Origin of the sequence: Halomonas tibetensis (assembly GCF_042643535.1) — a bacterium.
GTDB lineage: Bacteria > Pseudomonadota > Gammaproteobacteria > Pseudomonadales > Halomonadaceae > Halomonas > Halomonas tibetensis.
In genome coordinates, this window is record NZ_JBHRSQ010000008.1 from 238,352 (window position 1) to 259,932 (window position 21,581).

At 63.6% G+C, this 21,581-nt stretch carries 17 protein-coding genes; 8 read left to right on the forward strand and 9 right to left on the reverse strand.

The features are described 5' to 3' along the window. Nucleotides 1-80: 80 nt before the first annotated feature. From ACFODV_RS06155 to coaE, 3 genes are read right to left on the reverse strand one after another with little or no spacing between them, the layout of a single operon-like run. A complete protein-coding gene (locus tag ACFODV_RS06155) occupies nucleotides 81-959 on the reverse strand; it encodes a DNA replication terminus site-binding protein (protein ID WP_379756219.1) in 879 nt (292 codons plus the stop codon). A 7-nt stretch (nucleotides 960-966) separates the two neighbouring features. Then, nucleotides 967-1,197 (reverse strand): DNA gyrase inhibitor YacG, encoded by a 231-nt coding sequence (yacG, locus tag ACFODV_RS06160; protein ID WP_379756222.1) that lies wholly within the window; start codon nucleotides 1,195-1,197, stop codon nucleotides 967-969. Next, nucleotides 1,194-1,838 (reverse strand): dephospho-CoA kinase, encoded by a 645-nt coding sequence (gene coaE, locus ACFODV_RS06165; RefSeq protein WP_379756225.1) that lies wholly within the window; start codon nucleotides 1,836-1,838, stop codon nucleotides 1,194-1,196. Before coaE ends, yacG begins: the two co-directional genes overlap by 4 nt. Nucleotides 1,839-2,060: 222 nt before the next feature. Here coaE and ACFODV_RS06170 point away from each other — a divergent pair, with 222 nt between their 5' ends. Genes ACFODV_RS06170 through ACFODV_RS06180 form a run of 3 tightly spaced genes read left to right on the forward strand, consistent with a single transcriptional unit; the run spans nucleotide 2,061 to nucleotide 5,070 of the window. After that, the gene (locus ACFODV_RS06170; RefSeq protein ID WP_379756228.1) at nucleotides 2,061-3,737 is read left to right on the forward strand and encodes a carbon starvation CstA family protein; all 1,677 of its coding nucleotides are present in this window, start codon (nucleotides 2,061-2,063) and stop codon (nucleotides 3,735-3,737) included. Nucleotides 3,738-3,752: 15 nt separating this feature from the next. Beyond that, complete coding sequence (locus tag ACFODV_RS06175; RefSeq protein WP_379756231.1) at nucleotides 3,753-4,055, forward strand: cory-CC-star protein; 303 nt, start codon at nucleotides 3,753-3,755, stop codon at nucleotides 4,053-4,055. 7 nt (nucleotides 4,056-4,062) lie between these two features. After that, nucleotides 4,063-5,070: an ArsA family ATPase gene (locus ACFODV_RS06180; protein WP_379756234.1), complete on the forward strand. Its 1,008-nt coding sequence runs from the start codon at nucleotides 4,063-4,065 to the stop codon at nucleotides 5,068-5,070. A 1-nt stretch (nucleotide 5,071) separates the two neighbouring features. On the opposite strand, the gene ACFODV_RS06185 is transcribed toward ACFODV_RS06180, so the two are convergent. The 6 genes from ACFODV_RS06185 to ACFODV_RS06210 form a co-directional block, all read right to left on the reverse strand. Continuing rightward, nucleotides 5,072-5,854 (reverse strand): YdcF family protein, encoded by a 783-nt coding sequence (locus tag ACFODV_RS06185; RefSeq protein WP_379756237.1) that lies wholly within the window; start codon nucleotides 5,852-5,854, stop codon nucleotides 5,072-5,074. Continuing rightward, nucleotides 5,854-6,936 (reverse strand): hypothetical protein, encoded by a 1,083-nt coding sequence (locus ACFODV_RS06190; RefSeq protein ID WP_379756240.1) that lies wholly within the window; start codon nucleotides 6,934-6,936, stop codon nucleotides 5,854-5,856. Before ACFODV_RS06190 ends, ACFODV_RS06185 begins: the two co-directional genes overlap by 1 nt. 95 nt (nucleotides 6,937-7,031) lie before the next feature. Further along, a complete protein-coding gene (nth, locus tag ACFODV_RS06195) occupies nucleotides 7,032-7,667 on the reverse strand; it encodes an endonuclease III (RefSeq protein WP_379756243.1) in 636 nt (211 codons plus the stop codon). Next, the gene (rsxB, locus tag ACFODV_RS06200) at nucleotides 7,664-8,443 is read right to left on the reverse strand and encodes an electron transport complex subunit RsxB (RefSeq protein ID WP_379756246.1); all 780 of its coding nucleotides are present in this window, start codon (nucleotides 8,441-8,443) and stop codon (nucleotides 7,664-7,666) included. Before rsxB ends, nth begins: the two co-directional genes overlap by 4 nt. Nucleotides 8,444-8,450: 7 nt before the next feature. Beyond that, nucleotides 8,451-10,487: a methionine--tRNA ligase gene (gene metG / locus ACFODV_RS06205; protein ID WP_379756249.1), complete on the reverse strand. Its 2,037-nt coding sequence runs from the start codon at nucleotides 10,485-10,487 to the stop codon at nucleotides 8,451-8,453. A 71-nt stretch (nucleotides 10,488-10,558) separates the two neighbouring features. Then, complete coding sequence (locus ACFODV_RS06210; RefSeq protein WP_379756253.1) at nucleotides 10,559-10,840, reverse strand: hypothetical protein; 282 nt, start codon at nucleotides 10,838-10,840, stop codon at nucleotides 10,559-10,561. A 451-nt stretch (nucleotides 10,841-11,291) separates the two neighbouring features. Between ACFODV_RS06210 and ACFODV_RS06215 the strand changes: the two genes are divergently transcribed. The 5 genes from ACFODV_RS06215 to ACFODV_RS06235 form a co-directional block, all read left to right on the forward strand. Next, nucleotides 11,292-13,295 (forward strand): TolC family outer membrane protein, encoded by a 2,004-nt coding sequence (locus ACFODV_RS06215; protein ID WP_379756256.1) that lies wholly within the window; start codon nucleotides 11,292-11,294, stop codon nucleotides 13,293-13,295. A gap of 88 nt (nucleotides 13,296-13,383) precedes the next feature. Further along, nucleotides 13,384-15,558, forward strand: a complete 2,175-nt coding sequence (locus ACFODV_RS06220; RefSeq protein WP_379756259.1) for a type I secretion system permease/ATPase — start codon at nucleotides 13,384-13,386, stop codon at nucleotides 15,556-15,558. Continuing rightward, on the forward strand, nucleotides 15,558-17,000 hold the full coding sequence (locus tag ACFODV_RS06225) for an HlyD family type I secretion periplasmic adaptor subunit (protein ID WP_379756262.1): 1,443 nt from the start codon (nucleotides 15,558-15,560) through the stop codon (nucleotides 16,998-17,000). Before ACFODV_RS06220 ends, ACFODV_RS06225 begins: the two co-directional genes overlap by 1 nt. Next, complete coding sequence (locus ACFODV_RS06230; protein WP_379756265.1) at nucleotides 17,000-17,626, forward strand: response regulator transcription factor; 627 nt, start codon at nucleotides 17,000-17,002, stop codon at nucleotides 17,624-17,626. The genes ACFODV_RS06225 and ACFODV_RS06230 overlap by 1 nt, the downstream gene beginning before the upstream one ends. 168 nt (nucleotides 17,627-17,794) lie before the next feature. Continuing rightward, the coding region (locus tag ACFODV_RS06235) for a retention module-containing protein (protein ID WP_379756268.1) at nucleotides 17,795-21,581 on the forward strand (3,787 nt) is incomplete at its 3' end.

Here is a 21,581-nt window from a genome sequence, read left to right on the forward strand (position 1 = left end):
ACGACGTTTCAGCGAGAAGAGCTTGAAGCTGTCTTGGCCTATACGTTTTATCATTTCCCACAAGGGTTGTCCGTTCTCACTTACCGGTATCGATACACTCGCAGGCTGGCCAGGAAGGGCTCGTCCTCGAGCTTTTCGTCGCTGCGGCGGGCGCGGGTACGCTGCGCGGGCGGATGTGGCGGCGGAAGGTTGTGGTCGGGCAGGCGGCCATCGATGCTGGGGACGAACAGCGGCAGGGCGACGTTCATGGCGCGGCGTGTGCGACCGTCATCGAGGGGTTCTCGGTAGAAGAGGTTGGCTCGCATCAGCGGAGCCTGACGCTGTACCTGAGCCAGGGGTTCACCGCTGGGGATACCGGCGAGCCGGCGCAGCTGGATCTGCACGTGGGCGGCGTCGGTGTCGAGCTTCAGCAGCTTCTGTTCGGCCTCCCGCACTGTGAGGCGCTTGATGGATCGCCCGCTGGCGTACCACGCCAGCCGAACTCGAGCCAGTGGCGCCTCGGCAAGAGGAATGGCTCGCCAGCACTGCTTGAGGTGCACCCGCGCTAGCCCCTGCCCACGCAGGTGGTCGTGCAGTTCCGGATGGCGGAAGGGCAGCACGGCTTTGGCTTCGGGAATCAATTCGGGTTCGCTCTCCTTGATGCGGGCGAGCAAGGCAGCGAAGTCCGTCTTGGCGGCGTTGGCCTGAATAGCGGCTTCCATCATCGCTTTGCCGGCGGCCACGAGTCCGATGTGGGGGCGGGTGGCGCGCCCGTCCTGGCCGTCCTGATACCAGATATCAAGCAGGGCGTGTCGCAGCCAGGCGCCAGCGCGTTCGGTGCTCACCGGTTCTGGCTCGCCGAAGATCCAACAGGCGGTGGGTTTCTGATGGTAGGACGCCGCCACCGCCTCGCTGGCCTCGATCAGCGCGTCGAAGGCGGCCTCCAGCTCGGCCAGCAGGCGGTACTCGGGTCGGCTCATCGGAGGATCACTCCGAATCCTGCAGTCCGCGCTCGGCGCGCATGATCATCTCATCGATCTCGGTCTCGTCCATGGCGGGCTCGCCGGCAATGCGGCGATTGCCGTCGGCCCAGGCGCCGAGATCGAGAAGGCGGCAGCGCTCGCTGCAGAAAGGGCGGTCGGGGTTCTTCTCGCTCCATACGACTTTCTTGCTGCACTCGGGACAGGCGACTTCCAGGGGACGTTGCGTCTGGTTCATGAGGCTCCTCGGGGGTGTGTGATTCGGTCTGCGGCTGGCTGAGTGGCCAGCTGGCGGAAGTGGAGGTCGAGCTCGGCGACTCGGCGCTGCATCAGCGCTTCGCTGCCGCCATTGTCGAGTACGTCGTCGGCGCGGGCCAGGCGCTCGGCGCGGGGCATCTGGGCGGCAACGATGGCGCGGGCCTGGGCGTCGTCGACATCGTCCCTGGCGGCGGTGCGCTCGATCTGCAACGCCTCGGGCACGTCGATCACCAGCGTTCGGTCGGTCATCTCGTTCTGGCCGGATTCGAACAGCAGCGGTGAGACCAGCAGCACATAGGGAGCGCCGGTGGCCTGAAGCCTTGCCAGGTGTTCGGTCAGCCGCGCCCGGATGCGCGGATGGGTGACGGCTTCCAGCCAGCGGCGCTCTGCGGGGTCGGCGAAGACGATCTCGCGCAGGGCCCGTCTGTTAAGGGTGCCGTCGTCGTTGAGCACCCGCGCCCGGGAATAGCGCGCGGCGATTTCCTCGAGCGCGGGCTCACCGGGCTCGACTACCTCTCGGGCCACATCGTCGGCGTCCACCCAGGGCGCGCCGAGCGCGGCGAAAGCCCGGGCCACGGTGGATTTGCCCGAGGCAATGCCGCCGGTAACGCCTATGATCATCATGTTTCCTCGAGCCGAGCCTGTGAGTCCATACAGTCTATCAGCCTATGGATCCGGGCCGTAATGTTCGATCCCGTTCTACGACTTTTGGCGTAAGTTGATGATTTGTGAAGGCAGGGTCATGGACTTGCCGGGGATGAGGTAAGACCATTGGACCGCAAGGTGCTCTTAGAGGCATCAGTGGTTTCAAGACATTCCAACACGTCCAGCTAGGAGAGTCCCATGAGTGCCATCGTCCTTCTGGTCCTGGGTCTTGCCGCGATGGCAGCCGGGTACTTCGTGTACTCGAAGTTCATCGCCGAGAAGATCTACCGACTGGATCCCGACTTCAAGACGCCCGCCCATGAGTTCGAGGACGGCGTCGACTTCGTGCCCACCAATCGCTTCATTCTATGGGGCCACCACTTCACCTCGGTCGCCGGGGCCGCGCCCATCGTGGGGCCGGCCATCGCAGTGATCTGGGGCTGGGCGCCGGCCTTCCTGTGGGTGGTGTTCGGCACCATCTTCTTCGCCGGTATTCACGACTTCGGCGCCATCTGGGCCAGCGTGCGCAACAAGGCCAAGTCCGTGGGCGCCCTGACCGGCGACGTGGTCGGCAAGCGCGCCCGCAGCATCTTCATGATCGTCATCTTCCTGGTGCTGCTGATGGTCAACGCGGTGTTCGCCGTGGTGATCGCCGGCCTGATGATGAACTTCTCCAGCGCCGTAGTGCCGGTGTGGGGCGCTATCCTGGTGGCGCTGGTCATCGGCCAGCTGATCTACCGCCGCATGCTGAGCCTGCCGATGGTCTCCATCATCGGCGTGATCTGCCTCTATGCGCTGATCGGCATCGGGCCCTCGGTGCCGATCCAGATGCCCGCCGAGGTGGCCGGTTTCTCCGGTAACGCCGTGTGGATCCTGATCCTCTTCGGTTACGCCGCCATCGCCTCGCTGCTGCCGGTGTGGGTGCTGCTCCAGCCCCGGGACTACATCAACGGTCTGCAGCTGTTCATCGGCCTGATCATCCTCTACGGCGCCATCGTGCTGATGAATCCCACTCTGGTGGCTCCTGCCTTCAACGACAACGTGCCTGCCGGTACGCCGTCGCTGTTGCCGCTGCTGTTCGTGACCATTGCCTGCGGTGCCATCTCCGGCTTCCACGGCCTGGTCTCCTCCGGCACCACCTCCAAGCAGCTCAACAAGGAGACCGACGCTCGCTTCGTCGGCTACTTCGGGGCCGTGGGCGAGGGCATGCTGGCGCTGGCCGCGATCCTCGCCGCCACCGCCGGTTTCGCCACCTTCGGCGACTGGGAGGCGATGTACAGCGCCTTCGGCCAGGGCGGCGTGAACGCCTTCGTCGAGGGCGGCGCCTATATCATCCATAACGGTATCGGTCTGCCGGAAGCCACCGCGGCGACCCTGCTCACCGTGATGGCGGCGCTGTTTGCCGGCACCACCATGGATACCGGCCTGCGCCTGCAGCGCTATATCTTCCAGGAGTGGGGCGAGATCTATCACCAGCCGTGGATGAAGAAGCCGGCCATCGCCACCCTGCTGGCGGTGGGCAGCTGCCTGCTGCTGGCCTTCGGTGCCGGTGGCGCGGATGGCTCCGGTGGCCTGATCATCTGGCCGCTGTTTGGTACCACCAACCAGCTGCTGGCGGGTCTGACCCTGCTGGTGATCACCGTGATGCTGGTGCGCCTGCGTCGCCCGATGTGGTACACACTGGCGCCGCTCTGCTTCCTGCTGGTGATGACCATCGCGGCGCTGCTGATCCAGCTGCGCAGCTTCTATGAGCAGGGCAACATGTTCCTGCTGGTACTCGATCTCGTGGTGCTGGTGGCCGCGATCATGGTGGCCATGGAGTGCGCCTCGGCGCTCAAGCGCTCCCGCGCGGAGATGGCCGCCGAACAGAAGTAACGCAAGGAGGGACCCATGAACGACGATCATGACACCGGTCATGATCCTCGTCTCGAACGGATTCGGGCCTGGCTTAGCCAGGCCCGTTTCTTCGCGGAGGAGGTCTACTCCTCCCGCTACCGGGGCGCCATCGCCCGCGCCCGGCGAGACGAGGACGACCTCTTCATGCTGCTGGTGTTCTCCGAGATGATGGGGGTGCCCAACCCGGCGGCCTACTACACCCTGGAACTGCAGCCGCTGTTGCTGGAGCGTTTCCACGACTGGCATCGACGCATGGGCATGGAGCGCTCGCCGCTGGATCATTTCAGATGCTGCTGAGGACCTCATGAAAGAACTGCTGAACAAGCGCCTGCTGTGGGTGGGCGGCAAGGGGGGGGTGGGCAAGACCACCGTTGCCGCGGCTCTGGCGGTGCTGGCGGCGGGACGTGGCAGGCGGGTGCTGGTGGTCTCCACCGACCCGGCTCATAGCCTCGGCGATGTCTTCGACCGCGAGCTGGGTGACACCCCGCGCCGATTGCTGCCCAACCTGGATGCCATGGAGATCGACCCGGACGTCGAGGTGGAGGCCCACCTGGCGCGGGTCACCGAGCAGATGCGTCGCTATGCGGCCCCGGAGATGATGAAGGAGTTGGAGCGCCAGATGCGCCTGACCCGGCAGTCACCGGGCACCCAGGAGGCGGCACTGCTGGAGCGGCTGTCGCGGTTGATCGTCGACGATGACAGCGACTGGGACCTGATCATCTTCGACACCGCGCCCACCGGCCACACCCTGCGCCTGTTGACCCTGCCCGAGGCCATGGCCGCCTGGACCGACGGCCTGCTGGCGCACAATCGCAAGTCCGAGGAGCTGGGAAAGGTGCTCTCCCACCTCACGCCCAAGCGCGGCCGCGACGTGGCCACCCCCTTCGACGACCCCCAGGAGGATCCCCTCGCCGATCTGGACGACAAGACCCGCGACGTGGCGAAGACCCTCATCGATCGCCGGCGACTCTTCCATCAGGCCCGTCGACGCATCGAGAACGCCGAGGAGACCGGCTTCCTGTTCGTGCTGACCCCGGAGCGGCTGCCGATCCTCGAGACCGCCCGCGCCGTGGCCACCCTGGAGGAGGCACACGTGCCGGTGGCCGGCGTCCTGGTCAACCGGGTGATTCCAGAGGATGCCGGTGGGGATTTCCTGCGCGCCCGCCGCGAGCAGGAGGCGACCTACCTGGCCCGCATCGACCGGGAGTTGGGCCACCTGCCGCGTCCGCGGCTGCCCTGGCTGCCGACCGACGTGCAGGGCATCGGGAGCCTCGAGGAATTGGCCGACCGCCTCGAGGGACAGGGGTTCTAGCCTAGCCGTCACCGCTGGGTCGGTGTCGCGCCAGCAGGGCGTCGCGCACCCACAGCACTCCGCGTCCCAGCCACTCGTGCAGGGCTCGGGTGCTCTGGTGGAGGTGGTAGGCGCGGGGCATCCAGCCGTGCAGCCCGGGCGGCGGGGCGCTGGCGAACTCCGTCGGCGCCGCGGACACCGTCAGGCCGGCCTTCTCGAACTCTGCGCTGGCGCGGGGTAGATGCCAGGCCTGGGAAACCAGCGCCACCCGCTTGATGTTTGCCCCCGCCAGCATGGCGGCGCTGAACCGAGCGTTCTCCGCGGTGTTGCGGCTCTCTCCTTCCAACCAGCGCACCGGTACATCGAATACCTCACGCAGCGCCGCGGCCATCAGGCTGGCCTCGGCGCTGTGTTCGTCGTGAGCCCGCCCGCCACTGACCAGGATGGGCAGCCCGCTCCCCCGGTGCAGGTGGGCGCCATAGGCGAGCCGCCGCCAGGTGGCGTTGGTGGGCGCGTCCCCCCAGCCGAACTCCGGAGCGCTGTAGTCGCGCCCGCCGCCCAGGATCACGATGGCCTGGGAGCCCCGTAGCGAGGCAGGCCCCGGAAGCGGTGTCGGTTCCAGCCCCTGGCGCAGGGCGTGGCTGGCCCAGGGCGTGGCCAGCAGCAGGAGGCTGGCCAGCCCGAGGATGATGAACAGGCCACCGATCAGGCGCCGGGCGCCCAGCGCGAGACCGGCAAGAATCAGCAGAGTGTTGATCACCGGTGGCAGCGCCAGGGACTTCAGCACGAACGAAAGAGTTTCCATCAGCGGCTTCCCCCTGAGCGGGTGTCGATCAGATCGAGGCGCCGCGTCGGCCAGTGCACCACTGCGGTATGACGGTGCATGCGTTCGGCCAGCCAGGGGTGACGCTGGTGGATCACCTTGGTGGCGAAGTCCGCCAGGAAGTGCGACTTGAGCTCGGCCCGGGCGCGATCCACGCCCACCGCCTGGAAGGGGGTGGAGGCGAGCAGCATGAAGCCGTCCTCCGGAATGCGTCCGGCCGCCATGTTGGCGTCGATGATATCTGCCGCGGTGCCGATGGGCTCGGCCAGGTCCGGCCCATAGGGGCCGACGATCAGCGCCGTGTTGGGCAGGTGCAGGAAGTCGAAGCCGCGGCCCACGCAGATCACCCATTCCCGGTGTTCGATGTCGAGGTGTCGGGCTACGCCACGTAGGCTCGACGCGTGGGCCAGGTTGCCCTCCATCAGCGGCAGCAGGTCTCGGCGGATATCGGCAGGCATGTCCGGGCAGAGTGCGGCGACGCGGGCACCCAGGCTGTCGCCATCGGCCGCATCAATATTGCCGATATCCAGGGTGTCATCCCCCTCGCCGTGAAGGATCAGGGCATCGGTGTCGGTCTCGAAGCCGCACACCAGCGGGTAGACATGCTGGTGGTCTTGGCCGAAAAGCTGCTCGGCCTGGGCGCGGATCTGGCGCGCGTGAGCCAGGGCGGCGCCGGCGTCGCAGCCAAAGCCAGAGCAGCCCCGCAGGCGCTCTCCGCGGGAGAAGTGATAGGTGATCATCAACAGCGACCCGTGGCCGGCACGGATGCCTTCGGCCACCGCCTCTGTGATCAGCTCTCCCAGGTAGGGCCAGCCCAGGTTGAAAATACCGCCCAGGTTGCGAAAAGGGGTAATGATGCCCAGCGGCGTGCGCGTGGCGTGGGGGATATGGATGCGCCCGTCCATGCACTTCAACACCAGCAGGCGGGTCGGGTGCTGAGCGAGATAGCGCTCCCGGGCCAGGGTCGCCGAGGAGCTGCAGTAGTTGGCAGCGTGCTGGCGGGACAGGGCCTGTAGCGCCTTGATGCGATTGCTAATGGGGCGGTCATGGAGTGGAGTGGGCATGGGGCTCTTTGTCGTGGGCCGCTGTTATTGTCCCACCATCCTCGCTCAGCTCGACTCGGCTGCCAACCCGGCCTTCGGCGCAGAGCCCCTTTGGGCTACAGCTCGATCTTCTCCCTGAATTCGCAGAGATCCTCGATCACACAGCTGCCGCACCGCGGCTTGCGCGCCACGCAGGTGTAGCGGCCGTGGAGGATCAGCCAGTGGTGGGCGTCCTGGCGAAACTCCCGGGGCACGTGGCGGATAAGTTTCTGCTCGACCTCTACCACGTCCTTGCCCTTGGCGATGCCGGTGCGGTTGGAGACCCTGAAGATATGGGTGTCCACGGCGATAGTGGGCTGGCCGAAGGCGGTGTTGAGGATGACGTTGGCGGTCTTGCGACCGACGCCGGGCAGCGCTTCCAGGCCCGCGCGAGTCCGCGGCACCTCGCCGCCGTGCTTCTCGATCAGCAGGTGGCAGGTCTTCATCAGATTCTCGGCCTTGGTGTTGTAGAGGCCGATGGTCCTGATGTGCTCCTTGAGCCCGTCGATGCCAAGATCGATGATCGCCTGAGGCGTGTTGGCGACCGGGAAGAGTCGCGCGGTGGCCTTGTTGACACCCACGTCGGTGGCCTGGGCGGAGAGCAGCACGGCGGCGAGCAGTTCGAAGGGGCTCTGCCAGTTCAGCTCGGTGGTGGGCTCGGGGGTATGTTCGCGCAGCCGCGCGAAGATCTCATGGCGTTTCTGAGCGTTCATGAAGTTCCATTTTCCAGCGCTTTTCGGGCGTCGACCAGCAGCTGCTCTGCTTCGGGTAACTGAGCCCTGGCGATGGCCTCGGCTGGGGCGTCGTGACGGCGCTGGGCGCTCGCCAACTGCTGTTGCACGCGTTTGACGGCCTGTTCGGCGGCCTTGAGGGCCATTTGGCGCTGGCGCTTTACTGCGGGGCCTGCAGCGGCAGGGCCCGAGCCACCGGGGCGACGCTGCTGCATCAGCCGCGTCTGGCGTTCCAGGCGCTTCTCCTTGGCCTGCCGAGCGAGGCGCGCCTGGCGGGCACGATGACGACGTCGGCCCAGGTCCGCACGGCGCGCCAGGTAGGCCTCGCGATCAGCCTCGCTCTCGGCGGCCTCCCAGGCCGGGTGAGGCACCAGGTCGATGCAGTCCACCGGGCAGGGCGCCACGCAAAGCTCGCAGCCGGTGCACTCGTCGACGATCACCGTGTGCATGCGCTTGGCCGCGCCGAGGATGGCGTCCACCGGGCAGGCCTGGATGCACTTGGTGCAGCCGATGCATTCGGCTTCGCGGATCACCGCGGCCAGTGGTGGTTGGGCGGGCTCGGCGAGGGGTTGCACCGGTAGGCCCGTTAGCCCGGCAAGCCGCTCGAGCGTGGCCTCGCCGCCCGGTGGGCAGCGGTTGATCGGCTCGCCCTCGGCGATGGCCTCGGCATAGGGCCGGCAGCCATCGAAGCCGCACTTGCCGCATTGGGTCTGCGGCAGCAGGGCGTCGATGGCCTCGATCAGCTCGCTTCGGTGCACGGCGGCCTCAGGTGACTCGCTGGCCGGGCTCGGCGCCCGTATCCGGCGAAAGCAGGTAGATGCCTTCGTCGTTGGCCGAGGCCAGCACCATCCCCTCGGAGACGCCGAAGCGCATCTTGCGAGGCGCCAGGTTGGCCACCATCACGGTGAGGCGGCCCTCCAGCGCCTCGGGGGCGTAGGCGGAGCGGATACCCGAGAACACCGTGCGGCTTTCGCCGCCGATATCCAGGGTCAGCTTGAGCAGCTTGTCGGCCCCCTTGACGTACTCTGCCTTGGCGATACGTGCGATGCGCAGGTCCACCTTGATGAAATCGTCGAAGCCGATCTCGTCGGCGATGGGGGCCTCGGCCAAGGGGCCCTTGGGGGTCTCCTTGAGCTTCTGTTCTTCCACCAGATCCTCCTTGGACGCCGCCATCATGGCGTCGATCTTTTCCGGCTCCACGCGGGTCATCAGGGGTTTGAACTTGGCGATCTTTTGGTTCAGCAGGACCTCGTGGCGGCTGTGCCAGTCGAGGCTCTCGAGCCTCAGGAACTCCCGGGCGCCCTCGGCCATGGCCGGTACCACGGGGGCCAGGTAGACCATCAGTTGGCGGAACAGGTTGAGGCCCACCGAGCAGATGTCGAGCACCTCCTGTTCGCGGCCCGCCTGCTTGGCCAGCACCCAGGGCTCGGCGTCGGCGATGTAGGTGTTGGCTTCGTCGGCTAACTCCATCACGCGGCGCATGGCGCGGCCGAACTCACGGGCTTCAAACAGTTCGGCAATCTCGTCACCGGCACCGATGAAGCGGGCCACCATTTCCGGCTCGACGCAGTGGGCCGATAGCTTGCCGTCGCCGAGCTTCTTGACGAAGCCGGCGCATCGGCTGGCGATGTTGACCACCTTGCCGACGAGATCGCTGTTGACCCTGGCGGTGAAGTCTTCGAGGTTGAGGTCGAGGTCGTCCACCTTGGAGGTGAGCTTGGCGGCGAAGTAGTAGCGCAGGTACTCGGGATTCAGGAAGTCCGCATAGGTGGCGGCCTTAATGAAGGTGCCGCGGGACTTGGACATCTTGGCGCCGTTCACGGTGACGAAGCCGTGGCAGTTCACTGCCGTGGGGGTGCGAAAGTCCGCGCCGTGGAGCATCGCCGGCCAGAACAGCGCGTGGAAATAGACGATGTCCTTGCCGATGAAGTGGTAGACCTCGGCTTCGCTGTCTTGGTGCCAGAAGGCGTCGAAGTCCAGGCCCTGCCGGTCGCACAGGTTCTTGAAGCTGGCCAGGTAGCCGATGGGCGCGTCCAGCCACACATAGAAGTATTTGCCCGGTGCGTCGGGAATCTCGAAACCGAAGTAGGGGGCGTCGCGGGAGATATCCCACTCGTTGAACCCGGCCTCGAACCACTCCATCAGCTTGTTGCGGATCTGCGGCTGTACGTGGCCGTCGTTGATCCACTGATGCATGAAGTCGGTGAAATCAGGCAGCTTGAAGAAGTAGTGGGTGGAGCTGCGAACTTCGGGGGTGGCCCCGGAAATGGCCGACACCGGGTCGATCAGCTCGGCAGGCGTATAGGTGGCGCCGCACGCCTCGCAGTTGTCGCCGTACTGGTCATCCGCCTTGCACTTGGGGCAGGTGCCCTTGATGAAGCGGTCGGCCAGGAACAGACCCTTCACCGGATCGTACATCTGGTCGATGTCGCGGGTGGCGATATGGCCCTTGTCGCGCAACCGGGTGTAGATCAGCTCGCTGAAGTAGCGGTTCTCTTCCGAGTGGGTCGAATAGTAGTTGTCGAAGGCCACGCCGAAGGTGGCGAAGTCCGCCTGGTGCTCCCGGCTGACGCGGTCGATCAGGGCCTCGGAGGTGATGCCCTCCTGCTCGGCACGCAGCATGATGGCGGTGCCGTGGGCGTCGTCCGCGCAAACGTAATGGCACTCGTGGCCGCAGCTCTTCTGGAAGCGCACCCAGATATCGGTCTGGATGTATTCGAGCAGGTGGCCGAGGTGGATGGCGCCGTTGGCGTAGGGCAGGGCGCTGGTAACCAGGATCTGGCGCTTGGCGGTCGTCAACATGTCGGCTCTGGATTCCCATGAAAATCAGGCCGACGATTGTAGCGGTGTTGAGGCGTTACTGCACCCGGTGCTCAGTAGAGCGCCTGTTCCTCGTCAACCACCTCCTTGAGCAGCTCCAGGAAAAGACGGTCGGCCTCGGAGTGTTCAGCCGGGTCTTCCGGGATGTGGACGCTGGTGGTGGCCGAAATATCGTTGGCAATGCGCGCCATGATGGCGCTGTTACTGCCTTCCGGAAGATGACGACGAGCGATTTCCAGAGACTGCTCCAGGATTTTCGGGTCCTGTAGCAGCTTCCTGATAAAACCGCGCAGTTCATTGATGACGCGGGCCATCTGGATTTGCGATGAGGACATGGCCTTCTCCTTGGGTAACGTTGCCGTGCCGCAAAAAGCTGACAATATCACGTTTACACGGTTTGGAAGAGGGGGCTGGTGAGAGGGGATCCAGTGGCAGAAACGTTTGACCGCCCGGGTGGCCAAGGACACACAAGTTCGTGTAAGCCATGGCTTACTTCAAGGCGCGAGCATTTCGTCGCCATGTCTCACCGTACTGCGTAGACAAACCGGAAACCTTTGTTACACTGAGTAACAAGTGATTGGCGTCAGCCAAAAGACTGAGTCACTCCTGACGAAGCCGCTACTCTTCTGGTAGTGCTCTTCCTCAGGAGGGCAGGAGAGCGGGAAAGGATGCGCCACTCCGGTGAGGTTTAGCCAAGCCGGGGATGCGGCCCGAAGAGCAGCCACACACTTCCTGCCGGGTATCGGCCCACGGTCAGCGCCCGGGATCATGCAAAAGGGAACTACCATGACACGCGCCACCGAAGTTACTCGTTATCGCCGTCTTGCCGGAGCCGCTTTTGTTGGCTCTGCCATGACGCTTCTGCCGCTGACGGCCGCTATGGCTCAAAACCTGCCCCCGGGCCTGGCTCGGCCCGGTTCCACGGATATGACCGAAGCGGTGCGTCAGGCACTGACCACCAATCCCGAGGTGCATGCGGCATGGAATGGCCTGCGCGCGGCCGGCAACGACGTGGGGGTGGCGCGAGGAAACTATCTGCCGAGCATTGATGCGACTGCCGGCATCGGGCGTGAAGATCGTGAGTTTGACCAGCGCGGCAGCTACGAAACAACGTTCGCCGAATTGACCCTATCTCAAATGATCTGGGACGGCTTCGCCACCCGCAGCGAAGTGGAGCGCCTGGACCGCGCCAAGCTGGTCCGCTATTACGAACTGCTGGGGGCCAGCGAGAACGTGGCTCTTGAGGCATCCCGGGCCTATCTGGACGTTAGCCGCTATCGTGAGCTTGTTAGGCTGGCCCAGGAGAACTACGCAGACCATCTACGCGTATATAATCAGACCGAGGATCGGGTGGAGTCCGGGGCTGGGCGCGGCGTCGACCTGGAGCAGATCAGCGGCCGCCTGGCGCTGGCGGAATCCAACCTGATGACCGAGGCTTCCAACCTTCACGACGTGACCGCCCGCTACCTGCGTATCGTCGGTCAACTGCCCGCCGAGAGCCTGGCGCCGGCACCGCAGCTAGATAATCGCCTGCCGCCCAACGTGGCCGAAGCGGTGAACCTGGCCTTTCAGGGCAACCCCGAGTTCCACGCCGCCATCGAAAATATCGAGGCGAGCCGAGCCGAACAGGCGGGCACTCGCGCCGGCTTCCAGCCTCGCCTGGACCTGCGCGGCCGCACCGGCACCTACGACAGTAGCGATGGCAATTTTGACCCCTTCGGTCGTCGTGACCGCCACAGCATCGAGCTGGTGGCCAGCATGAACCTCTACCGCGGCGGCAGCGACCTGGCCTCCTTCCGAGCCGCCAGTGACCGCGTGGAACAGTCGATCAACCAGCGCGAAGTGGTGTGTCACAATATTCGTCAGACCACCCAGATCGCCTACAACGACACCCGCCGCCTGCGTGAGCAGATGCAGTACCTCAACCAGCACCGTCAGTCCATTGACCGGGTACGCGGCGCTTATCAGCAGCAGTTCGATATTGGCCAGCGCACCCTGCTCGACGTCTTGGACAGCGAGAACGAATTCTTCGAGGCCAGCCGCGCCTTCGTCAACGCCCAGTATGATGTCTCCCTAGCCGACGCACGTACCCTGGCCGCCATGGGGCAGCTGATGCCTACCCTGGGCGTAGTGAGAGACGACATGCCCACACTGGCCGAGATGGGCAGTGACGGTGTGGCGCTCAATCCCGAGGTGGTCTGTCCTGCCGAAGGTCCCACAGGCTTTACCCTGCAGGACTTCACCGGCGGCATCTCGGCGCCGGCGCGGGCACCGGATATCACTCTCTCCGCCGATGCGCTCTTTGCGATCAACAGCGCCGACCTCTCCGCCCAGGCGCGTGGCGAGCTCGGTCAGCTGGCGCAGCAAATCCGTGGCATGAGCAACCTCGAGCGAATCTTTATCGCCGGTCACGCTGATACCACCGGCAACGATGCCATCAACGACCCGCTCTCACAGCGGCGCGCCGACAGCGTGGCCGACTATCTGGTCAGCCAGGGCGTTCAGCGCGGCCTGGTTCAGACCCGCGGCTATGGCTCCCGACAGCCGGTAGCGACCAACAATACCGTGGAGGGTCGCCGCCAGAACCGTCGCGTTGAGGTGACCCTGGAGCGGGTGGGCGAAAATCTGAGCATGGGTTTCGAACCTATCCCGGCGCAGGCCCAGGCGTTGGCCGCCGGCAGTGACTCGGTGTCGCGCGCCTGGTCAGAACCAGTGCCTGCTGGCGTTAATCTCTATGCCGAAGTAGACGCCTACGTGGCCCTTTCGCCTGGTCAGTTCGCCGGCCGATAAGCTGATGCGGCGGCGCATTCGTCATTTTCTTTAGTCTGTAACCCCGTCGGCATCTTGCCGACGGGGTTTTCCCACTGATGAGGTGTTCGTGAGCCAGAGAGAATCCCTGGATCCCCCGGAATCGCCTGGCTCCCGCTCAGCGGTAGGCGATGAGCTGCTGGGGTGCCTGCAAAGCATCGCGACCCTCCACGATCAGACCACCACCGCGGAGACCCTGACCGCTGGCTTGCCGCTGGAGGAAGGCCGGCTTACCCCGGGTATTTTCCCGCGGGCGGCGGCCCGGGCGGGCATGACAGCGCGCCTGATCAAGAGCCGCCTGGTGCAGCTCAACCCGTCGCTGTTTCCCGCGGTGTTGCTGCTGGAACCTGGTCGGGCCTGCGTGCTGGTGGCCCTGGATATCAAGGCGCGCCGTGCCCAGGTGATCTTTCCGGACCTGGGCGACGCGGTCAGTGAGGTGAGCCTCGATGGCCTGCAGTCCAGCTACAGCGGCCAGGCGATCTATGTACGGCCGCGCTTTCACTTTGATGCTCGTGGGCCCGAGGTGAACCAACAGCGCCATCGGCACTGGTTCTGGGGCGTGATTCGCGAAAATCGCAAGCTTTACCGCGATGTGATTGCCGGTTCGGTGATGATCAACCTGTTTGCCGTGGCGATGCCGCTGTTCGTGCTCAACGTCTACGATCGCGTGGTGCCCAATCATGCCACCGAGACGCTATGGGTTCTGGCGGCGGGCATTTTCATTGTGCTCTGTTTTGACCTGGCGCTGCGCCTGATGCGCAATGCCTTCGTCGACCTGGCGGCAAGCCGAGCCGACGTCAAGCTTTCCTCTTCCATCATGGCCCGGGTTCTGGGCCTGCGCATGGAGGCCAAGCCGGCCTCTACCGGCTCCTTCGTTGCTACTCTTCAATCCTATGAGTCGGTGCGCGCCTTTATCGGCTCGGCCACGGTGGTTGCTCTGGTAGACCTGCCCTTCGTGTTGATGTTTGCGGCCATTATCGCGCTGATCGGCCCGCCGCTGGTGATCCCGGTGCTGGTGGGCATCCTGGTGGTGCTGCTTTATGCCCTGGCCGCTCAGGGCAAGCTGCATGAGCTTTCTGAAACCACCTGGCGGGTCAGCGCCCAGCGCAACGCTACCCTGGTGGAGTCGGTGTCCCAACTGGAAACGGTCAAGACCCTGCGCGCAGAGAGCCGCATCCAGAGCACCTGGGAGAAGGCGTCGGCGTTTTTGTCACGCACTTCGGCTCAGCTGCGCCTGGTCAGCTCATCGGTCTCAAGCGTGGCGCTGTGGGCCCAGCACTCGGTGGCAGTTTGCGTGATTATCATCGGGGTGTACCTCATCATCGACGGCAGCCTGACCCAGGGTGGGCTAATTGCTGCCTACCTGCTCTCTTCCCGGGCAATGGCCCCGGTCAGCCAGGCCGCGGCGCTTTTGGCGCAGTATCACCAGTCTTCCACTGCGCTGCAGTCGCTCAACGGCGTCATGGATCGCCCTGTGGAACGTCCCGAGGGCAAGGCCTTCGTCAACCGCTCGGGGCTTCGTGGAGAGATCCAGTTCGACAAGGTGACCCTTCGCTATCCCGAGGAAGAGCGCGAGGCGCTGCGCGACGTCACGCTGAAGATCGAGGCTGGCGAGAAGGTCGCGTTGCTGGGCCGGATCGGCTGCGGCAAGACAACCCTCAACAAGTTGATTCTCGGGCTCTACCAGCCCACGTCCGGCGCGGTGTTGATCGACGGGGTCGACCTTCGCCAGTTCGACCCTATTCAGCTGCGACGCCAGATCGGCTATGTGCCCCAGGATGTGAGCCTGTTTTTTGGCACTTTGCGCGAGAACATCGTTGCCGGTGGCGGCAGCGAGGGGGTCGATGATGAATCGCTGCTGCGAGCGATCAAGCTCAGCGGCCTGGAGAGCCTGGTCAATGCGCACCCTCAGGGCGTGGACCTGCAGGTGGGCGAGCGCGGCCAGGCCCTCTCCGGCGGCCAGCGTCAGGCGGTGGCGATCGCCCGTGCCCTGGTCAACGACCCCCAGATCCTGCTGCTTGATGAGCCAAGCAGTGCCATGGACCACGCCAGCGAAGAGGCTTTCAAGAGCGATCTCAAGCAGTTCGCTCGGGCCAAGACGATGGTAGTGGTGACCCACCGCACCTCGTTACTCTCATTGGTGGACCGCATCATCGTGATCGATGCCGGCAAGGTGATGGCCGACGGGCCGCGCGACAAGGTGGTGGAGGCTCTGCGAAAGGGTCAGATCGGGAGGGCGCGTTGATGGCTGGCAAGGACTCAAGCAAGGACATGCGCAGCGCCGAGCAACGCGGCTTCGAGGCGATAGGTCGCTTCTCCGAGACCGGTGGCAAGCCGTTCCGCCCCTTCATGGATCGTCTGTTTGCCAAGCGCGTCACCTCGGCGCACCTCAACCGTGACTGGGCCAGCGATGCCGACTGGGCGCGGATGCAGCAGGATCCGATGCGCGCACGAGCCTTTCTCTATGTCGTGTTGCTCACCGTGGTGGCACTGCTGGTGTGGTCGTATTTCGCCGCCATCGATGAGGTGACACGCGGCAGCGGCCGGGTAATCCCTTCCAGTCAGCTGCAGCGTGTGCAGACCTTCGATGGGGGGGTGGTCCAGGAGATCCTGGTGCGCGAGGGCGATGTGGTCGAGGCCGGCCAGGTAATCATGCGTATTGATCCGACACGCTTCGTGTCGATATTTCGCGAGAACCGCGCTCAGGCGCTGTCACTCGAGGCGCGGGCCGAGCGGCTGCGCGCATTGATCACCGAAACGCCCTTCAATCCCTCGGAGCATCTGCTTGCCGAGGCGCCGGGAATCGTGGCCCAGGAGCGTGAGGTCTATGAGAGCCGCCGCGAGGAGCTGCGCGAGCAGGAAAATATCCTGCGTGACCGCATTCGCCAACGACAGGAAGAGCTCCGCGAGGCGCGTGCGCGTCGTGATACCGCCCAGCGCGAGGCCAACATGACCAGCCAGGAGCTCAACTTGACTCGGCCACTGCTGCAGTCGGGGGCCGTCTCGGAGGTAGATATCCTGAGGCTGCAGCGTGAGGTCTCGCGGGCTACCGGTGAACGCGATCAGGCGGCGGCGTCGGTCTCGCGGCTTGAGTCCGCGGTGGAAGAGGCTCGCAGCCAGCTGAGCGAGCTCGGCCTCGAGCGGCGCAGCGACTGGCGCAATGATTTGGCGCAGACCCTCGGGGAAATCAATGCGCTGGATGAATCCAGCTCTGGCCTGCAGGACCGCGTGCTGCTGGCCGAAGTGCGCTCGCCGGTAGATGGCGTGGTGCAGCGGCTGAACATCAACACCATCGGGGGGGTGGCCCAGCAGGGCCAGGAGGTAGTGGAGATAGTGCCCAGTGATGATCAGCTGCTGGTTGAGGCGAGGATCGCCCCTCAGGATATCGCCTTCCTCAAGCCTGGCCAGCCGGCGACCATCAAGCTTACCGCCTATGATTTCGCGATCTATGGCGGCCTCCAGGCCGAGCTTGACCATATCAGTGCCGACACCATCACCGACGACAACGACAATACCTTCTATCTCGTGCGTGTGCGGGCTCTGGAAGGCGCGGGAGTCAATCAGGAGCTGGCTGTGATTCCAGGGATGACGGCCCAGGTAGACATCATGACCGGCAAGCGCACCGTGATGCAGTTCATGCTCAAGCCCGTGCTGAGGGCGTGGAGTGATTCAATGGGAGAACGATGATGGCGATCTATTTCATCAGCCAGGGACGAGACGAGATGCCACGTTGGCGCGAGGCCTTTAATGATGCCCGCTTTGTCTCTCCCCGAGAGATTACCCTGAGAATGGCGCCCGGCGATTGCATATGGGTGATGGATGATACAGAGGGTTGGCCACAACTGGTGGGCGAACTCAACCGACGCGGTGCCTCGGTCGGTGTGATGAGCTATTCACCCAGTGCCGCCGTGGCCTTCCAGGCTCTTGAGAACGGCGCTCGAGGCTACGTGCATGCCCTCTCGTCGCCAGAACTGTTACGTCAGGCACAGCTGGTGATTATGAACCAGGGAATCTGGGTCCCGCCCGACCTGATGGCCCGCGTGGTAGGCGGGACATTCCGCGCGTTAGGTGGCCCGGACCCGGCCCACTCGGAAGCGCTGCAGGCGCTGACAGAGCGTGAGCGAGCGGTGGCTCTCGCCGTTCTCGAGGGGCAGAGTAACAAGGAAGTGGCGCGCACGCTGGGTATTACCGAACGTACCGTAAAGGCGCATCTTGGCGCCGTATTCAGCAAGCTTGGCGTGCGGGATCGCATGCAGCTTGTGCTGCGCCTGTCGAGATTGAGCCAATCGCTGGTGAACGCGGGACAGGATTGAATCGTTCCTTCTGATGACCTTGACTCCTTGATGTAGATCAATCCCCTGGGCTGCCTGTCCATCGGTCCAATACTCGCCACGCCATTCTGTGCCTAACTTGAATGTATCAGTCGGCACTGCGCTGCTTTGCCGTCACACCATCAAGATCATCATGCAGGGAGTCTTACCATGACCATCGCAACCGTCATTTCCATTACCGGTCAGGCCTGGGCGCGGGACGCCGATGGTAATCTTCGCGAACTTCGCGTGGGCGACACCCTGCAGGAGGGCGAGACCCTTGTCACCGCCGACAACGCTAGCGTGCAGCTGGATTTTGGCGATGGTTTAAATCCCACCCTGATCGAGGGAGGGCAGCAGGTTGCCATGACGCCAGAGCTGGATAGCCAGCAATCGGTAGCGGCTGAAGACTTCAGCGCGCTCGATGAAGATCTCGAAGCGCTGCTGACGGCGATCGACGAAGGCGAGGGCGACCTGCTGGCGGATCTTGATGCCACCGCTGCCGGTGCCGGTCCAGGTGGTGGCGCAGAAGGCGGCCACACTTTCGTGATGCTCGGCCGTATTGACGAGGATGTCTCGCCGCTGAACTTCGACTATGGAATGGGTCAACTTGGAGCGGGTGAGTTCCCGGAAGATGAGCCAGCCTTGCTCGCCGAGGAAGCCCCTGTTATCGCCACTGTCAGCTTCGAGCTATTTGGCGGCGAACTTGACCTAACCGGGGGCACGATTTTCGAGGGCAACACCGTCACCGTCATCGCCACCGTTGATGTCGCACCCGTTGATTCACCTCTGGTGATCACCCTGTCCAATGGGCAGCAAATTGTTATTCCCATCGGTGAAACTTCCGGCGAGACGGTTATCGACACCCGCGAAGATGATCTTTTCCTCCAGGGTGACGAAGCCATTGATCTCTCGGTAACGGGGACCACCGGTGGTGGCTATGACGAACTCACCACTGGAGAGATTCCGGGTATTACCGTTATCGATGATGCTGACGTATCCACCGTCACTCTGACGGGCACGGAAAGCGTTACGGAACTCGACGACATCACCCTTACCGCAACGGTCAACAACGCTCCTGAAAGCGATCTCCTGCTGACGCTCAACAATGGCGAAACGATCACCATTCTGGCCGGTGAGACCAGCGGCAGCGTAACCTTCGCCAGCCCCAATGTGCCGGATGGCGATGGTGAAGAAACGTTCACCATCGATGATGCTGACGGCGGCAACTATGAGGTTCTTGAACTCGACGGCGCTTCCCACACCACTGAGATCATTGATCGCTTGCCCGAGGCAGGTGAAGAGGCCGACCAGCTAAATGACGCTGCCCTTTCCGCGGGCAACGCCGAAACCAGCGGCGCACTGGCATTTGACTTTGGCGGCGACGGAGCCGGCAGTGTCAGCTTTGCTGCTATGGACGGAGAAACCGCCACCCTGGGTACCGAAGCCATCACTTATAGCTGGAACCCAGACACCAATACCCTGACCGCCACAGGCCCTCGCGGTGAACTCTTTAACGTCGTGGTTGATTCCGACAGCGGCGCCTACACGGCCACTCTGGTCGACAATGTGCTTCACGAGGAAGGCTCGGATCTGGATAGCCTTGCCCTGACCTACACCGTCACCGACGCCGATGACAGCACCGCCGACGGCGTGTTCTCGCTGAGCTTTGTGGATGATGGGCCCGAAGCCAATAACGATATCGGTCAGGTGCCTGAGACTTCCTTCGCTCCCATTTCCGGCAATGTCATGGCGAATGACGCTGAAGGGGCGGATTCTGCAACCGTTACTCGAGTCAATATCAATGGCAACGATGAAGAAGTTCCCGCAAACGGGGTAGATATTGACGGGGACTACGGCATCCTCACCATCAGTGCTGACGGCACATACAGCTATGCGCGTAATCCTGGTACCTCGGGCGGCGTCGAAGATGTCTTCACCTATACCTTGACCGATACCGATGGAGACAGCGATACCGCCACCCTGACCATTGCTATCGGTGATGCCGGTGTGGATATTGGCGGTTTGACGCCTGAAGGAGGGACAGCGGATGAGGTGGTTGACGAGGCTAATCTCTCCAATGGCAGCGACCCTGACAGCGATGCCCTGACGCAGAACGGCACCTTTACCATCAGCGCACCCGATGGAGTCGGTAACCTGAGCGTGGGTGGCACCACGTTAATCAGCAATGATGTCTTTACTGCCCAGACCATCGGTACCCCGCTGGGCAACACTCTCGAGATCACCGACTACAATCCCGGCACGGGTGTGGTCAGCTACAGCTATACGCTCAACGACAACGAAGGCCATCCCCCTGGCGATGGTGAAAATAGCCTGTTCGAAGATTTCGTTGTCAGTCTGACCGATACCGATGGCGACAGCACAACGGGTTCGCTGCGTGTCGAGATCGTCGATGATGTCCCGACGGCGGTAGACGACGAGGCAGATGCCGCCGAAGACACCGCTATCACCGTCGATGTGATGGATAACGACACCGAAGGTGCCGACGGCGCCAGTCTTACAGCCGCGAGTCTGCGTGACAGCGGGGCGGGCAGCATCAGCTTCGACAGCAACGGCAACATCACCTTCGACCCGACGCCCGGCTTCGAGGGTGATGCTGTGATCGACTATACGATCACCGATGCCGACGACGACACCAGTGATGCCGTACTGACGGTGACCGTCGCACCCGACTCCGAGCCGGTGATCAGCATCACGGCCGAAAGTGATAGCGTCAACGAAGCGGGTCTGCCGCAAGGCAGCGCCAATGACGGGTCGCACATCACTACGGGCACTTTCGCCATTGATACCGGTAACGACAGCCTGGCCTCATTGGTCATCAACGGCACCGACGTCACTGGCGGCGGCAGCGTCACCGGCAACAACAACTTCGGCACGTTGGTGGTGACCCAGGGGAGCGATGGCAGCTACAACTGGACCTACACCCTGAGTGGCGCGACAGACGAGCACGATACCCAGGGGCCGAACATCGATGGCGTGCAGGACAGCTTCACCCTGGTGGCGACCGATAGCGATGGCAGCATTGATAACGATACGCTTACCATAGATATCGTCGACGACGTGCCGAGCATGACGGTAAGCGGTGTGGGTAGCGTTGTTGAGGGTGGCACTGCGGTAACGGGTACCTGGGATAACGCCAACTACGGTGCAGATGGCGCGGCCAGCGTAAAAGTGCTGATCGGCACCAATGAGTACGCCCTTGGCACGAATATCAACGTGACTGAAGGCACACTCAATGTGGCCAACGACGGCACCTGGAGCTTCACGCCTGCTGACGCGCTCGACCAACCTGTTAGCCTCACTTTCAGTGTTCAAGTCACTGACAACGACGGCGACGTGGCCTCGGACAGTCACACCATCAACATCCTCGATGGTCAAGGCCCTGGCGATGCCAATCCTGTGACGCTGACGGTTGATGAAGACAGCCTTACCGACACTGACAGTGATACGGTCACTTTCTCGCTGGGCACTGATGCATTGACCAGCATGGTGTTTGCGACCAACCTGACCACTCTGAATACCAATAATGGTGAGATCAGCTGGGAGCGAACCAGCGACACCGAGATCGTCGGCGAGATCGGTAACAGCCCGGCGGTCACCCTGACATTGACCCCCGATCTGACAGCGGGGACAGCCTCTGTTGTCGTCTCGCTTGCTGATAATGTCACGCATCCCACGGCCAACGGCGAGAACACGCTGGATCTTGGCAGCATAAACGTCGTTGCGACGGAGACCGATGGTGATCAGGCAACCGGTTCTGTCAATATCAAGGTTATCGACGACATCCCGGTGGTCGACCAGGAAGAGGTGGAGGGTGAGCTGCAAGACGTCACGCTCACGGCCGACCTGGAAGAGGAGTCGGTGCCGGATGGCCAGAGTGGCGTAATCGGCAATGATGAAGACGAGGGACTGAGCCACACCACCGGCAGCCAGAGCT